The sequence below is a fragment of the Halalkalicoccus subterraneus genome (genome assembly GCF_003697815.1).
In the GTDB taxonomy this organism is placed as follows: Archaea; Halobacteriota; Halobacteria; order Halobacteriales; family Halalkalicoccaceae; genus Halalkalicoccus; species Halalkalicoccus subterraneus.
In genome coordinates, this window is record NZ_RDQG01000016.1 from 125,266 (window position 1) to 140,615 (window position 15,350).

Annotated in this window: 18 protein-coding genes; 12 read left to right on the top strand and 6 right to left on the bottom strand. The window is 50.8% G+C overall.

Annotated features, from left to right (window positions below; genetic code table 11):
* Nucleotides 1-148: 148 nt before the first annotated feature.
* Nucleotides 149-436, bottom strand: a complete 288-nt coding sequence (locus EAO80_RS04545; RefSeq protein ID WP_122088741.1) for a hypothetical protein — start codon at nt 434-436, stop codon at nt 149-151.
* A 595-nt stretch (nt 437-1,031) separates the two neighbouring features.
* On the opposite strand from EAO80_RS04545, the gene EAO80_RS04550 reads away from it, so the two are divergent.
* Nucleotides 1,032-2,021, top strand: coding sequence for an acetamidase/formamidase family protein (locus EAO80_RS04550; RefSeq protein WP_122088742.1), 990 nt, complete (start codon nt 1,032-1,034; stop codon nt 2,019-2,021).
* Nucleotides 2,022-2,088: 67 nt separating this feature from the next.
* On the opposite strand, the gene EAO80_RS04555 is transcribed toward EAO80_RS04550, so the two are convergent.
* The 3 genes from EAO80_RS04555 to EAO80_RS04565 all read right to left on the bottom strand — a co-directional run bounded on the left by EAO80_RS04555 (nt 2,089) and on the right by EAO80_RS04565 (nt 4,816).
* Nucleotides 2,089-2,319 carry a hypothetical protein gene (locus tag EAO80_RS04555; protein ID WP_211330637.1) on the bottom strand — a complete coding sequence of 77 codons (231 nt, stop codon included), beginning with the start codon at nt 2,317-2,319 and terminating at the stop codon, nt 2,089-2,091.
* 42 nt (nt 2,320-2,361) lie between these two features.
* The gene (locus EAO80_RS04560) at nt 2,362-3,549 is read right to left on the bottom strand and encodes a right-handed parallel beta-helix repeat-containing protein (protein WP_122088744.1); all 1,188 of its coding nucleotides are present in this window, start codon (nt 3,547-3,549) and stop codon (nt 2,362-2,364) included.
* Nucleotides 3,550-3,754: 205 nt separating this feature from the next.
* On the bottom strand, nt 3,755-4,816 hold the full coding sequence (locus tag EAO80_RS04565; protein WP_122088745.1) for an endonuclease NucS domain-containing protein: 1,062 nt from the start codon (nt 4,814-4,816) through the stop codon (nt 3,755-3,757).
* A 483-nt stretch (nt 4,817-5,299) separates the two neighbouring features.
* Between EAO80_RS04565 and EAO80_RS04570 the strand changes: the two genes are divergently transcribed.
* The 6 genes from EAO80_RS04570 (at nt 5,300) to EAO80_RS04595 (ending at nt 8,012) form a co-directional block, all read left to right on the top strand.
* Nucleotides 5,300-5,482 carry a hypothetical protein gene (locus EAO80_RS04570; RefSeq protein WP_122088746.1) on the top strand — a complete coding sequence of 61 codons (183 nt, stop codon included), beginning with the start codon at nt 5,300-5,302 and terminating at the stop codon, nt 5,480-5,482.
* 96 nt (nt 5,483-5,578) lie between these two features.
* Complete coding sequence (locus EAO80_RS04575; protein WP_122088747.1) at nt 5,579-5,839, top strand: hypothetical protein; 261 nt, start codon at nt 5,579-5,581, stop codon at nt 5,837-5,839.
* Nucleotides 5,840-6,147: 308 nt separating this feature from the next.
* On the top strand, nt 6,148-6,390 hold the full coding sequence (locus EAO80_RS04580) for a hypothetical protein (protein WP_122088748.1): 243 nt from the start codon (nt 6,148-6,150) through the stop codon (nt 6,388-6,390).
* A 388-nt stretch (nt 6,391-6,778) separates the two neighbouring features.
* Complete coding sequence (locus EAO80_RS04585; protein WP_211330638.1) at nt 6,779-7,075, top strand: hypothetical protein; 297 nt, start codon at nt 6,779-6,781, stop codon at nt 7,073-7,075.
* Between the two features lie 137 nt (nt 7,076-7,212).
* Complete coding sequence (locus EAO80_RS04590; RefSeq protein ID WP_122088766.1) at nt 7,213-7,566, top strand: PadR family transcriptional regulator; 354 nt, start codon at nt 7,213-7,215, stop codon at nt 7,564-7,566.
* Nucleotides 7,567-7,721: 155 nt separating this feature from the next.
* Nucleotides 7,722-8,012: a PadR family transcriptional regulator gene (locus EAO80_RS04595; RefSeq protein ID WP_122088749.1), complete on the top strand. Its 291-nt coding sequence runs from the start codon at nt 7,722-7,724 to the stop codon at nt 8,010-8,012.
* A 25-nt stretch (nt 8,013-8,037) separates the two neighbouring features.
* Here the strand turns inward: EAO80_RS04595 and EAO80_RS19975 are convergent, their stop codons facing one another.
* Complete coding sequence (locus tag EAO80_RS19975; protein ID WP_245998455.1) at nt 8,038-8,388, bottom strand: hypothetical protein; 351 nt, start codon at nt 8,386-8,388, stop codon at nt 8,038-8,040.
* A 182-nt stretch (nt 8,389-8,570) separates the two neighbouring features.
* Between EAO80_RS19975 and EAO80_RS04605 the strand changes: the two genes are divergently transcribed.
* Nucleotides 8,571-8,939, top strand: coding sequence for a TRAM domain-containing protein (locus EAO80_RS04605; RefSeq protein ID WP_211330640.1), 369 nt, complete (start codon nt 8,571-8,573; stop codon nt 8,937-8,939).
* A gap of 181 nt (nt 8,940-9,120) precedes the next feature.
* Nucleotides 9,121-11,037: an archaea-specific SMC-related protein gene (locus EAO80_RS04610; protein WP_122088751.1), complete on the top strand. Its 1,917-nt coding sequence runs from the start codon at nt 9,121-9,123 to the stop codon at nt 11,035-11,037.
* Between the two features lie 55 nt (nt 11,038-11,092).
* Here EAO80_RS04610 and EAO80_RS04615 read toward each other — a convergent pair whose 3' ends face one another.
* Nucleotides 11,093-11,404, bottom strand: coding sequence for a hypothetical protein (locus EAO80_RS04615; protein ID WP_122088752.1), 312 nt, complete (start codon nt 11,402-11,404; stop codon nt 11,093-11,095).
* Nucleotides 11,405-12,088: 684 nt separating this feature from the next.
* On the opposite strand from EAO80_RS04615, the gene EAO80_RS04620 reads away from it, so the two are divergent.
* The 3 genes from EAO80_RS04620 to EAO80_RS04630 all read left to right on the top strand — a co-directional run.
* On the top strand, nt 12,089-13,417 hold the full coding sequence (locus tag EAO80_RS04620) for a Cdc6/Cdc18 family protein (RefSeq protein ID WP_122088753.1): 1,329 nt from the start codon (nt 12,089-12,091) through the stop codon (nt 13,415-13,417).
* A 266-nt stretch (nt 13,418-13,683) separates the two neighbouring features.
* Nucleotides 13,684-14,190: a hypothetical protein gene (locus tag EAO80_RS04625; protein WP_122088754.1), complete on the top strand. Its 507-nt coding sequence runs from the start codon at nt 13,684-13,686 to the stop codon at nt 14,188-14,190.
* On the top strand, nt 14,180-15,350 hold a 1,171-nt coding region (locus tag EAO80_RS04630), incomplete at its 3' end, for a UbiD family decarboxylase (RefSeq protein ID WP_162993887.1). The genes EAO80_RS04625 and EAO80_RS04630, both read left to right, overlap by 11 nt.

Sequence of the window (15,350 nt, forward strand, 5' to 3'; positions counted from 1 at the left end):
ATCTCTGAGTGTTATCTTCACCCCTAATAACCAATTCGGGATATGTATCGGCTTTCAGACAATCCATCTTGATTGAGAGTCTGATAGAATCCAACGCACTACTATTGTGCAGCTCGTTCAGCGTCCGCGAGTCGAACTCAAAATAGAACTACTTAGGACGAGGCGTTCGTGTCTCAGAGGATTCGTTGGCAGCTTTCATACCAACGGTCACGCCATCTGCAATTACCTTATAGAGGATTCCCATCATTCCGGCATAAAACGCAAGAAAACTCGCAAGAGCGAGGAGTGCACCAATTAGTGAGAAAACAATGTTATCGATACCACCAATGGCAATCCCGATAAGGAGGCCAAGTCCAGTCGCAAGACCAATGACGAAGATATAGACAATCAAATCGAGACCATACCGTACCCCATCGATGACGTTGACTGTTGCCATAGCAGTAGTGTAGTTTGTTACCACCTCAATAGATTCTTTGGTCTTGTCAAACAGGATCTTGAGATCGATTTAGGCATGGAGCACTCAATGAGAATGAGAGGACCGAAAAATCCTCAGGAAAACTCCCGCTTGAGTGCTTCCTCTGCGATCTCGAGGTCCAATAGATCGGACCCATAGAACACAGACAACGACAGTTCCCGATCCGCAGCCGCATACTCCTCTTGCCAGAGTTCTGCCAGCCGAACGAAATCGGCCGCTTTCACTAACCGAATATCGATACCACCGACCTGTATCTCGAGCTTGTTCGCGTTCGTTCAGGCCGTCTCAGTAAAGTCGGGTGCAATAATCAGAAACCACTCAACAGTATGCTGCTGGCTCTTCGTATCGATGTAGTTCTTGATCTTGCTCTGAGTATCACTGTCCAGCTTAAATTCTCCCCGTCGTCGTTTGTTATCCCAGAGAAGCCACTTTCCTTCTGTTCGGTCTCGCTATCAGCAATGATCCCATTGGCATGTTGGCCCAGTAGCGACATCTATCTATTTCACATCACTACCGTACAATTATTTATAGGTCTGCCAAGATATCACACAGAGGCATGAAAACGATCACACGAGAAGAATCGGGTGTCTTCGAGTTCGGTCGAGACATGGAACCGGTCATCACTGTTGATCCAGGGGAGAGTTTCAAGATCGAGACATGGGATCCATTTAAGGGACAACTCTTTGAGCATAGACTCGGCGACTTTACTACCGAAGACATTCCGGTCATGAATTCGCCTCCGCCGGGATTCGACGCTAACCCCGTCAGCGGTCCTGTGTATGTCAACGGTGTCGAAAGTGGTGATACGATTGCAGTCCATGTCGAAGAGATCCGACCACAACGGGGATTCACGACGACGCTCGAGAACTTAGGAAATCTTCCTGGAAAAGAAGGATGGGACGATTGCAAAATAAATCGCGCTCATGAGATCGAACTTGAACCAGGACCAAGCGGAACGACTGCTGATGGCACTGCTCGGTTCGAGATTAATAACCACGATTGGGAGTGGGAACTTAATCCCCATATCGGGACAATAGTGACAGCGCCCGGACGCACCGTCCAAGAACCTCTCACGACACAGGGCCCTTGGGGAGGAAATATGGATGTTCGCGATCTTGCTCAAGGAAGTACGGTCTATCTCAACTCGTACAACGATGGGGGCTTACTCTTCGCTGGTGACGTGCATGCTTCGCAAAGTGATTCCGAATATACCGGCATTGCTGTTGAAACCTGGTCAGAGATCGTACTGAGCGTTGAAGTAGTCGATGAGGAAGTACCCGGAATTTTCCGAATTGAAGACGAAGACCATATTATCCACGTTGATTCTTCCCAGAACGCTGGTAATCCCTGGGCTGCTCTCGATAACTGCTTTATCGCGATGATGAACGAACTGGTGACTAATCACGGATTCAGCGAACGTGAGGCCTATATCCAGATGAGTGTCAACCCCGGTATTACAGCTCGAACCTACCAATTTATTCGCCCCAAATTCTTCACTGTTGGAGTGAAACTCAATAAAGAGATACTTGAGCAATTCTCAGAGTAATCGGCCTCAACTCACTTCAGAACATATTCTAGCCCGATGCAATCATTGAGTAACTACGACAGTACCCTCACAACCCAAGCTCTTCCCGGACATCGGCCTCAGTGAGAATCCCACTCTCAACGAAAAAGTCCTGCAGTCCAACACCCTGATACCCACCAGGACCAAGCCGAAACTCCGGATCTCGAAGCGAATTCTCAAGCAGTTCAATAACGGCGTTAGCCTCAAGCAACCGGACCTCCCGAATCGGTGTCCGGATCTTCAGGCCTCGGATTGCTTCGCGAGCCGCATCAACGAACAAGTCCAAGATAACAGCGAGGACAACTAGTAGGTCGTCCCTTTGTCAGCAGGTGCTATTATTGAACTTTCGATGTTTCCTTTTACCTTTGCGCTTGTCTGTACGTTCGTCCTTGTGTTTACCTTTATTCTTCTTGCGTTTCTCCTCGGTTGTGTCATCGTTATCATAGTCACGATCGTCTTCTTGTTCATTATCGTCCTGTCCGTCTTCTTCGCCAGCACCGTGATCAGGCTCCTTCGTTTCAGTCTGATTATCTTCGATAGTGATGTTCTCCGAGTCCTCACTAACGAAGATCGGTCCCTCCGTGTTCCCGGTAATGGTGTTGCCAAGTATCTGGCTGTTAGTGGACCGTTCGATATAGACACCGTAGCCAGCATTTTCAGTGATAGCATTATTCTGAACATCCCAATCCGAGGAGAAGAGGATATAGAGTCCGTGATTTCCGTTGTGTGATATTTCGGTATCGGTAATTGCCACATCATAGGCATCCGATGAATCGATCCCATACTCCTCGTTTTCGGCGATAATGCAATCCTCAATGGTGCCGCCACCGAGGAAAATGCCGACGCCCGTTTGATTCCGTGAGACAGTCGTATCTGTTAGATTAAGGTAGCTAGCCGAGATCCCATCCCCGGTATTGTTATCGATAGTCGAGTCTGTAAGGCTCACCCCAGACCGAACCGAGCTGATTCCGTACCCGTTCTCAGTAATCGTAACGTCTTTGCCGATCAGTTCGGCGTTGTCGTAATAGGAGATTGCGCGATCACACTCCGTGATTGTCACGTTTTCGAGCGTCAAGGCACCAGCAATTTCGAAATAAATCGCTTGAGTAACGTTGCGAATTGTGAGATCTCGCACTGTAACAGGCTCGCTATGATATTCTTGAGCGAGGATCGCGGTTCCATATCCACGTCCTGCTATCTCATGGCCTTGTCCGTCGATAATAATTTCGCTCTCATCAGTAGCAGAGTCTGTATCTATCTCGATAAATGGATCAAAGTCATAGTTGTTCTCGGGCTCCTCGCTTACCTCATGTTCAAGATTGTCTTCAAGAACATAGATTCCTGACTCGGTGATCGTAGTTGGCTCTGTGATAACAGTCACATCCTCATCCGGTTCTTGGGCTGCAGCTGATCCAAATACTCCAGATCCAGTAATACCAGTCAATCCAACTAGTGACGTTTTCAATAATCGTCGTCGCGTAGTTCTATTATCGAAGTAGCGATTTTGCATGCACTATCGACTATAATTGCGAATTTAGGTAAACATATTGTTAAATATCTGTGGGATAAATGAATATATCAAATCTGAAAACCGGAAAGATAGTGGAGAGGCCATCAAATCCCACTACTCGATCGAACGCGGCTCATTGATTTAACGATGTAGATCAAAACCAGTTGCCTTCACAAATTTGTCACGACAGAGAACCGACCTCAATTTACAACTCCTTCCGCTCAGAAGCCGACTCACCACTATTGCGTAGATCACTCAGTGTCCGTGATTCGAACTCGGGATGACACCAGTACTGGTACCCATTCAACGCCTTCTCATGAGGCCGATCGACAAGCTGATTGAGAATCTCCTTAGACACACCCGTAAACGAATATTCCTCCCCATCATACAACCACTCAACATTGTTCGATCGACCGGTCTGACCTGTTACTTGCGCCTGCCAGAACTCCGCCGGCGGATCGATCTGCCACTCCTCTCGGGGCGGCTTTTGTGCCGAACAGAACTCAACGATATCCCCTTCAACGAGTACCCTACTTTCTAGTAAGACATGGATCGCAGCACGCCGGCGGTCACTCTGCTGCTGGCGCTCTTGTTTCTCGCGCCGACGAGCCATGTACTCCTCGGCCTCTGGAACGGGGATTACCTGCTGGCTGTTGAGCAATATACGCCCATTATCTTTGTAGGCCTCAACTCGGATACAGGCGATCTCCATTCCATACTCCTCAATCAACCACGTCACGGGAGCCGTAATCTCGATCCCGAAGCTCCCGGCGAGCAGAATAATTCGCGGCTTGTCGTCAAGATCAAAGTCGGCCCATCCTTCACTCGTTATCTCAATGTCAGTGTCGACAGAATCATCGAGGAATGAAGCGAACTGCTCACCAACTTCCTCAGGGGAGAGTTCCTCCTCACGTCGGCTGTTCCAAAACTGTCGGTAGTCGCTCTGGATATCCTCTGCCGTGAGTGTTGCACAGTAGCTTGCGTACTTGATCGCCTGAAGGTCAGTCGTCTCATCAGCTCGATCGCGTTTCAACTCGATCACAACGAGTTGGCCCGACGTATCTAACGCAAGGACATCAAGTCGGTTGCGAGTCTGTTCGAAGTTTTGGTACTCAGAGGCAATAATGAGAAGCTCCTCTCCAAGGATTCGCGGTTCTTCAATCACCCATTCTTGGAGGTCCTGGCGTTCGAGCAAGCCCAGATCCGAGAATGATTGTCCGTGGAGCCGGTTGAGTTCCTTGCTGTCAGCATCGATGGAAAAGATCATACCGCCCGATCTGGTCTCAGGTACAAAAGACGCACCGATACCGAGAAGCCGCTGCAATAGCTGACTATCCGCGACTCCTCACTGAACTCCGTAACTGAGACCCAGGCGAGTTCGATCTCCGGACTATCGAGAAGACGTACTATCACCAGTATCGAGCCACACATAGTGTTGGCCGTTGGTACGGAACCGAGCCTCTAGTGAGAACAAACGGGTTTCCTCATTCCAGAAGTGACTCACCTTGTGCAACGTCGGTGCTAAAACCACGCTGTTGCACAAGGCACCACTGAAACAGAACGACGGAGTTAAATCGCGCCACTCTGTACCACGGTTGTCGACGGAGTACCTGCCGTCGACAGAGATTGCTGTCGGCCCTCGCCCAGTGGGCCGATTTCCACGTGTATTCTTACTCGATCACTGCCCACGTTCGACTACCAACCCAGATCCTCCGAGAGTTTATCCCGGAAGACGGACCCACCCAAGCGTATGGCCGCCGGAACCCCCGATGAATGGCTGTTCGAAGACTGGCAACTGATCGCTCGCGCACTCACCGCCGCAACACACGAGGACTGTCGGTGCTACGAGTGTGATACAATCGACGCCTTACTCGGCGACATTGCTCACTACTGGGACCTCAACGACCGCGAACTGGCCCAACTACTGCACTGACAGCGAATCGCGAGAAGCTGCCGGAGGCTTCGTTCCAATCAGATCCGCTACACCCAGCGATAGACTGATACGCCATATCGAACCAACCCCATAGTAGTGGAAGACATTCCTCAACCAGCCTCGGTCCCCTACGTCCCAGGCGACGAAGTTCGGATCTATCTCGATCCAGCTGACCCGGATGCCCATACCCACGGCACGGTCTGTGGAGTCGTCGACGTGCTGACCGACGATCTCGACGTCCAAACGGATCGGCCGACGGATGCCTACTCCTACAGACTCAAAGAACTCGAGACCGGCGAGCCGCTTCCGCTTGCCTTTCGCCACCAGGACCTCGTGCCCGCCGAGAATATCCAGTAAACCACGATCCTAGCCGACCACAAACCATCATACTCCAAGCGCCCTTGTGCAACACGCTCCAATAGATAGCCGACTTGTTGCACAAGGCTATAAACCGATCACCGAGCACCGAGAAGACTACTCCTCGCCGTCAACCTCAAGCACCGCCAACTGAACCTAGTTTACCCACTTATTCCGGTACCTCGCCCATGGAGAAGAGCTGAAGGCCACGTATTCAAACCATAGAGAACCACTCCCCCCTTGGACCTGCCACCGAAAAAATCAGCCCACCTATTAATTACCTTTTTCACACATATGCATAAAAGACGATGTCCGACGCCACTGATGAGATGATCGGCCGGGTTGTTCGCACCGTCGAATACAACACCGGCAACGACGGCTCCGAGGCGATCAGCGCCGCCCAAATCCGCGTTCATCTCTGTGCGAACAGTACCTACCCCGTCGAAGCGGTCAACCAAGCGATCGCCACAGCACTCGAACGCGGTGATCTCGTCGAACAGAACGGTAACTACGCTCCCGCGAGTCCGGACACCTATCGCAAGTACCTGTAGAGGCCTCCGATTCAATAGGCGTCTTTTCGAAAGCACGAGCAACCACAGCCAGGCATAATTAACTACCTTGTGCAACAATCACCGTTCAGGAGCTACCGATGTTGCACAAGGTTCTGACACAGCCAGTCACTGCAAATCATTCGCGCTCGTTGAAAGGTTACGAACATAGACCTCCGCGCCACCTTTATATCACGCTACACCATAGCACAATTGCTGGCGGAGTACCTGCCGCCGGTTGAAATCGCTATCGGCCCCCTCAGGCCGATTCGTCGTTCCACAGAACATAACTTGAGATCCCACCAGCGGAGCCTACAATCGACCGACTGGACAGGCATAACGATCCTGTAGCCCGGCCAAGAGTTTATACCACAAGACGGGCCCACACAGCGTGATGACCCTCAAACTTGGCGACCGTGTCCGTATCGATATCCCGGACGAACTCGATCCCGACTTTAACCTGCACGGCGAGCACGCGATCGTCCTTGACAACGACCCCGGTCGGTGTACATGCGGGTGTGAGGTCCTCTATGAGGTCGCGCTTGAAACCCAAGATCTCTCGATCGACATGCACCCCTGGGATCTTCGTCCTCCAATTGAGCCAATGCCACCCATCGAATCGCTCTCGGCAGAGAACAGGAGGGAGATCGACGTACCGCTCGTGAGGTATCCGTGTGAACAAAACTGACGACTGGTTAGGAATTCGGTTGTCTCGTCCAAAACCGGCCGCTCATCAGTTATGAGCACGTTTCGCCGCTGATCCCTCTAAGTGAAATGGAGTCGATTTCCAAGCAGTTATTTAGGATGACAGTCACGCTCAAGAGGATGTCAGAGGCACAATCGGCACCAGAGACTGAACAGCGCACCGCACACGAGTTAACCGCGTTCCAGCAAAACATCCTGACCGTCCTTGCTGAGGAACCCCAGTACGGCCTTGCCATCAAACGCGAACTCGAGAGCTACTACGACACTGAAGTCAATCACGGCCGACTATACCCCAACCTCGACGAACTCGTCGAGCGCGGGCTCGTCGCAAAAAGCGCAATTGACAAACGCACGAACCAGTACGAACTGACCAAGGAGGGCTACGATCTCCTCCTCGGTGAGCTCGAGTGGCGAGCGTCGAAGCTCATCACCGACGGCGATCGGGCCAGCGATATCGAAGCGCTCGTCGAGTAGTCTGCGTCCGAACGTAGAGAGGGGAGCACCGCTGGTCGGACGAAAAAGTGCCGTCGCTATTTTCGTCGGCGTGCGTCGATCCGAGTGTTAAATCAGACACTCTCGTAGCGTATACCATGCAATAAGTTGACAAGGATTGTGGGCAATCTAGAGATATGTACGACCTCACCGGCTTCCAGAGGGATTTACTCTACGTCATCGATGGGTTAGACGATCCACATGGCCTTGGACTCAAAGACGAACTCGAAGGCTACTATGACAAAAAGATCCATCACGGGCGGCTGTACCCGAATCTCGATACGCTCGTCAACAAGGGGCTCGTCGAAAAATCACAGCTGGACCGTCGAACGAACGTCTACAAACTCACGGCGCGTGGCCAGCGAGAACTCGACGCGCGTCGCGAGTGGGAACAGCAGTACCTCCACGACACGCTGAAAGCAGCCTAACCACGGGCGATCACTCCGAGAAAGGTTACCCGGTCGCAGACTCCGTCTCGTCGCTGACGATCACTGCAAGCTGATCCATCCGCGCCTGATCGTACGCGGTGAGGTCGTATCGATTCCGATTACTTCGATGGGCATGCACCCGGAGGATTCCGAGATCGGCAATCGTACTCAGGAGTTGGCCGAGGATCTGTGGCGGGAACGGCGGATCGTCCCACATCGCATACAGCTGTTTGGCCGAGGCGTAGTTCCGGGTTGACTGTTCGAGTGTCTGTCTGAGGTCCTCTAGGTGGCGTTCGAGCAGGCCGTAGCGCCGAGGATCCTCATCGCGAAGCGCCTCAAATTGCTCAGGGAGGGAGGGACCTGTAGACCGATTCATCGACATCGTCTAGAGAGAGAACGGAGACACGCAGCAAAGAACACGCTGTAGCAGACATATTTGCCGAAATAAGTTCCGTAGAACTACGTGTCGTCGCCTACAGAGGACAACTATCAATGATTTCGATTCCAGACCGTCTTCAAGCGCTCATTACGTCTCGCCCAACCGAAACAGAGGGACGAATGCAGATCGAGCTTCCGAAAGAGTTGGTCGATCAAGCGGCGGTCGATCCAGGAGCAGTCTATCAGGTCGCCGTGCTTCCAGCTGAGACCAAGGACACAGCTGATGACGGCCACGACACAGCATCATCCGCTGACGCTTCCGCTCCGTCATCGACGGCAGATCAGCCGGAACCACCGGTCGAAGAAGGCGAGATTCGAACGGTAACGATCGATACGCTCGGCGATCAAGGAGATGGGATTACCCGTGTTGAACGAGGGTTCGTCGTGATCGTCGCGGACGCTAAACCCGATGAGGAAGTGACGGTCGAAATTGACACTGTCCAGTCGAACGTCGCCTTTGCGAGCATCGTCGAACAAGAGGAGAGTTGAGGATACTTCCGCAAGCAGAAAAGAAGCGAAAACAATCCCTCCTTCACTGTCAACACAGACGTCGACTCCTCCTACGCGACGTCCTATCTCACCACGGTACGTACGCAACACGTACTGCGTACCATGGCGAGAGAAGCATCTGAACGCTTATTGAAGACAAAACCATAGAACGAGCCACACGATGGCTTCTCTTCACAAAGCAACTGCCGACGTTGACGTCGGAAACATCGGCGGTATCGACTCCACAACTCTCGATTTCACACCCGGCGTCACTATCCTTACCGGCAGAAACGCGACCAATCGAACATCCTTCCTTCAAGCACTGATGGCCGCTCTCGGCAGCGACCGAGCCTCACTCAAAGGTGATGCCGACCAGGGGTCCGTTACCCTCGATCTCGATGGAGAGACCTACACTCGCGAACTAACGCGCACAAACGACGGCGTTGCATTCGCCGGTGATCCTTATCTCGAGGAGCCACAATTAGCCGAGCTCTTCGCCTTCTTGCTTGAATCCAATCCCGCTCGACGGGCCGTCGTCCGCAATGATGACCTTCGTGAACTCATTCTTCGGCCCGTCGACGTCGACGAGATTGAAGCCCGGATCAGCCAACTACAGGCCGAAAAGCGTGGCATTGACACGAAACTCAGCGACCTTTCGGAGGCCAGCCGTGAGCGAGACTCACTCGAAGAAGAGCACGCACGCGTTAGGAACCAGCTTGAAACCGCCGAAACAGAGCTCGAAAACGCGCGTGACTCACTCGAGACAGTCCAAGAATCTGACTCCGAACGCACAGGCTCCGACCAGCTCGATTCGCTACGCGAGACACAGTCAGAACTCGAAACCGTCACCTACGATCTCGAAACCGAGCAGGAGAGTGTCACCTCACTCGAAGCCGAACAGTCCGAACTCGAAGCGGAACTCGAGAAGCTTGCAACAGTCGATGATGGCGAACTGGACGACCTGGCCGGCCAGATCGAGCAGATTCGTGGTCGCAAGCGAGAACTCGATGAAATTGTCTCTCAACTGCAGACGGTTATTCAGTTCAACGAGCAGATAACAGAAGACGGTGTGACAGATCTCTTCGATGAGCACGGGACGACACAAACAGAAGCAGACGGAGGAGCGATCACGGACCAGCTGCTGGCAGATCAGGCAGAGGACGTCACATGTTGGACCTGTGGCTCGCAAGTCGATACTGAACAGATCGAAGCAACCGTCTCTCGCCTCCAGGATCTCCGTCAAGAGAAAGTCGAGCGGCGGAACGAACTCAACAGAGAACTCGAGGAACTCAAAGCCCAGCGAAAAGACTACGCGAACACGAGAGACACACGCACTGAGCTCGAACGAGCGCTTGACACGACTGAAGCAGAGCTTGCCGACCGGACTGATCGAATTGCTGAACTCGAATCACAGCGAGAAGACCTCCTCAAGGAGATCGAGGAGTTAGAGTCGGCTGTCGAAACTGACGACGACGACGAGGAACTCTTAGCTGCCCAGAAAGAGGTCACCCAGCTCGAACTCAAGCGTGATCGTCTTGAGCGGAAGCAAAACGCCCTCACGGAGGATATCGAGACGCTCGAAGAACAGCTTGCAGAACGAGAGCAACTCGAAACCCGCCGCGAACAGATCAACACAGAGCTCGAGGATCTCCGGACACGTATCGAGCGTGTCGAGCGCGAGGCGATCGAGGCGTTCAATGAGCATATGGCAACTGTTGTTGAGCTCCTCGATTATGGCAATCTCGCGCGGATTTGGCTCGAATACAAAAATCCAGATTCGAGAGCGGACGCAACCTTTGACCTCCACGTCACGCGCCAAACGGACGACGGCACAACGTACGAGGATTCAGTCGAACACTTGAGTGAAAGTGAGCGCGAGGTCACTGGCTTAGTGCTGGCGTTGGCGGGCTATCTCGTCCACGATGTGCACGAGGAGATGCCGTTTATTCTGCTAGATTCATTAGAGGCGATCGATTCGGAGCGTATCGCACAGCTAGTCGAGTATCTTGAGCAGTATGCATCGTATATTGTGGTTGCCCTCCTCCCGGAGGATGCTGATGCGCTTGACGACGACTATCAGCGTATTTCAGAGATCTAACGCCGAGATCGCTTAGCAAAAAGGGTCAGTCCCTCAAGAGAGGTAGAGGAGTTACTCACTCGTGGTGGCGTTCCCAATCACTGCTGATCACAGTAGCTGTTTCCTCGATCAAACGATCAATAAGTGAAACCGGGTCTGTATCCGCATCGACATCAGGTGAGATATCAAACACCTCAATCGAGACCGTCTGGACATCGTTCAGTCGGCCAGTAGGAGCGGTAACATTGAAAATCGTCCGATTGTAGATAACGATCGTCCGTTCATTCGAGACCTCTAAGTGTTCAATCCCCGCTTTCTCGAAGGCTGTGAGAAGATCGACTGGCTCAGCAAATCGATAGCGGACTGCTGGCCGCTCATCGGAATTCATTGTATCACGGGATATAAGAGCGAGAGGTATAGGACGTTCGGAGCTTCAAGAGCCGATTGGCCAACTCAACGGAGAATTTGTAAAAATCGTTTCTCAGCACAAGTATTTCGAAGTGTCTGTTACCTTGTGTTAAGAGATTCCGGTGAAAACGCTCGAGAGTTATAGGAGAAGCATCTATCGATATTCCACCTTGTGCAACATCAGAAGGGTCTGGTATAGGATAGTTGCACAAGGCTATGAGGAGAGTAACGTTTAGGACACACCCACCACTCTGCAAGTGTTCTTGACTCCAAGAACGTCTCTCCGGGTTTACAAACAAGGTGAAGTATATAATAGAGAACACTCTATAGCGAGAATCCCATCTAGATCCTTTTAGAACTGATTATAGGAGGTGAGGATTGCTTCTACCCTAAACTATAAACTATATTCTAGAACTAGTACTAGTAGTAGAGACGAAATCAGTGGTTCCTAATAAGATTCAGTGACTGCTGGTACCGACTCTCATACTCTTAAACGTATCTTGTACTGCTGTTCACTAAGACAGGTACCTTCGATTCATCTGGAACACTTGCAGAGTGGTGGGTGTGGGGTATATAAGTAATTAGAACAGATGTAACACTTGAACGGCGGTACGAAGATTTATGATAGTAGGGGGTGACGGACGATACAACTCAACAATCACAGATGGACCACGACGAGAACCCGTTTCAGAACGAAGACAAGATATTTGCTTGGAAACAACCTCTCAAAAAGGATTCCTATGAGCCTGACCAGATTATGCATCGGGAAGAGGAAATCAAACTCTACACAAACTCACTCCAAGATATCGTTGAGGGTCACGAACCAAACAACGTCTTCGTATATGGACCGACCGGTGTTGGAAAGACTGCCGTGACGAAATGGATGCGTGAGAAGTTGCAAGTCGAGGCGAAGCGACGGTCAGTACCTCTCCACGTAGTAGGACCGATTAATTGCCGTCACTACAAAACAGCCTATCGTCTCGTTACGACTATCGTCAATGAGCTCCGACCAGCTGACGATCAAGTAGCTGAAAGCGGCCATAGTACCGATCGAGTCTTTAATTTCCTGTACGAAGAAATCGAATCGCTTGGAGGCAATGTTCTTCTTATTCTTGACGAGATCGACAACATCCCTCCTGATGCTCGTAATGACTTCCTCTATGATCTACCACGAGCCGAAGCTAACGAAGATACGCCGATTAGCGAGGCAAAAATCGGTCTCATTGGGATTTCTAACAACTTGAAGTTCGTTGACGCGCTTGAGCCAAAAGTCAAATCAACACTCGGTGAACGAGAAATAGAGTTTGGCCCATATAATGCAAGCCAGCTTGGAGACATTCTCTCGTATTATGCCGATCTCGCGTTCAAGGATAGTGTACTTGACACTGATGTGATTCCACTTGCTGCAGCGTTCGCAGCACAAGAACGGGGTGACGTTCGGCAGGGACTTCGGATTCTGGAGAAGTCCGGGGAGTATGCTCGGATGGAAGGATCGTCTGTCGTCAATGAGGATCACGTACGCGAAGCAACGGAAAATATCGAGACTGATGAGATCCTTGACTATTTTGACGATAAACTCTCTATCCAACAAGGGCTAGCGTATATTTCGACGACGCTGATGGTCATTGAACCTCAGAAAGAAGCACGGACAAAGCATGTCTACAATCTCTATACAAAGCTTGCAGCCTCAGTCAATGCAGATCAGGTTTCTGAGCGAAAGTTCTACGAGTTTTTGGACCAACTCTGTATGCTTGGACTTGCGCGATCAACAGAACGCAACCTCGGCCGAAAGGGAGGTCGGACCTATATTTATGAGGTCACAGATGCTCCTGAAGACATCATCAACGCCTGTAAACAAGACTCTCGTCTCGGTGGTGTCTTGCCCAGCAACGTCTATGACATACTTGAACACTATCAGAAGGGCCAGGCCACTTCTTACCAAGCCCCCGATGAGTTAGAAGCCGAACAGCGAGACCTCTTCAGGTTCGCGTGACGCTCCCTATGGTTGGACACTGAGCCTCAATAAACACTTGCAGGGTGGTGTCGATGCTTCTCTCCTCTATCGTTCTCAGCAAACTAATGAACACTTGCAGGGTGGTGTTCATATCACAGGTGCGCTCTACTGAGTTCAGTAGAGAACACTTGCAGGGTGGTGTACATTGTAGAGAGCACGCCAATTCTGAACACACTAAGCGTCGACAAACATGGTACTACACACCAAGAGCTTATTTATTCGGCTTGAAAAGACTATCACGGCGTATGCCCGAGGAATATGTAACATCTGAGGCCAACCTTCCACCCGAACCCGAGGGCGAGGAAATTACGCTCCAGATCAGCGATAAAGACACAAGGGAGATATTCAGTACGCAGGCACGGGTAAGTCGAAATTCTGACACGCTTTCCGACCCTGTCCCGCTGACTGTAGTTAAGGGGCCTCACGAAAATAAAGAAGAACAGTGGTATATTGACATTCTCAAAACTGATATCAAATCCGAAAGTATCGATAGAGAGATCCTCCGTACAGCACTAATAGAAGTAAAGGAGGATGCGAACATTATTAATACTCGATCTGACGAAGTAAAAACAATACTTCGTTACTTAGTTAAAACTGGCCAATATAGTTCTGTTTCACAAGCGAGTCGGACAATTATGATGAAATACCTTTCCAATACGTATCCAGAACTTATAGACGAGTATGTCGATTTAAAAGTGAATTTTGAAAGACAGAATTTAACCGACACCGAACAGGAAAAACATGACAATTAATAGTCTACGCAGCTATCTGCAGGAACTTGACGAAGGCGGCGACCTCATCAGTATTGATGACCCGATATCATGGAATCTTGAGGCTAGCGCACTGACGATGCTAGCTAACGAACGTGATGCAAAAATACCATTATTCAAAAATGTTGACGGTTACCGCTTAGTAGGGGATCCGTATCGTGGGAGCCAACAAAGACAATGGGACAGGATTGCTCAGAGTATTGGTCTACCGCGAGACATCCCTCGAGAACAGTTCTACAGAGAAACGATCTCCCGACTCCAGAATCCACGTAAACCAGTGACGGTTTCTCCAGAGGACGCTCCCTGCAAGGAAGTCACACATCTGGAGGCAGATGTTGACCTACTTGAATTCCCATGGCCCTATATCCATGCTGGAGATGGCGGTCGATATTCGAACCTTCATACACTGATTGCGCCTGATCGAGACTCGGATTGGATCGATTGGTCATATCACCGAACAATGATTCATGATAATGAGACAGCAAGCGTACTCTTATTGGCCGGTGAACAGACGCCGAATCTCTTCTATTATAAGTATGAGCGGGAGGACGAACCAATGCCAGTTGCAATCGCTGTTGGCGCTGAACCCGCTGTTCAGTACACTTCCGTTATGTGGATCCCTACTGGACGGAGTGAGGTAGCCTTCGCTGGGGGTCTCAAAGAACGTCCAATCAAGCTCGTCTCGTGTGAAACTAATGATCTTTTTGTTCCCGCAACAGCTGAGTTGATCATTGAGGGCGAGATCGTTCCGAACGCCCGACGTGATGAAGGACCATTCGGAGACTATTTCGGTTATATGCATGGTCCACGGCGATCAATGCCTACCCTACGGGTTACCGGAATCACACACCGTGAGCGGCCAATTATCCCGTTCTGTGTTGAGGGTACAGGTGTTGGATACTCCGAAAATTCAACAAGTTCGATGGAAGTAGGCTGTGTCGGACCAGACGCGACCTTAGGTCTACAGGCCGGTGGATTTGAAATTGACCAATGTGTTCCTTGGCAATCAACCCCACGTGGCGTATACGTTATTTCGACCGCGAACACGGACCCTGGATATTTACATGAACTCGCAAACTTTATCTTCACTACGTGGGGTATGTTACATGTTGATTTCTTCATATTTGTTGACACGGATATTG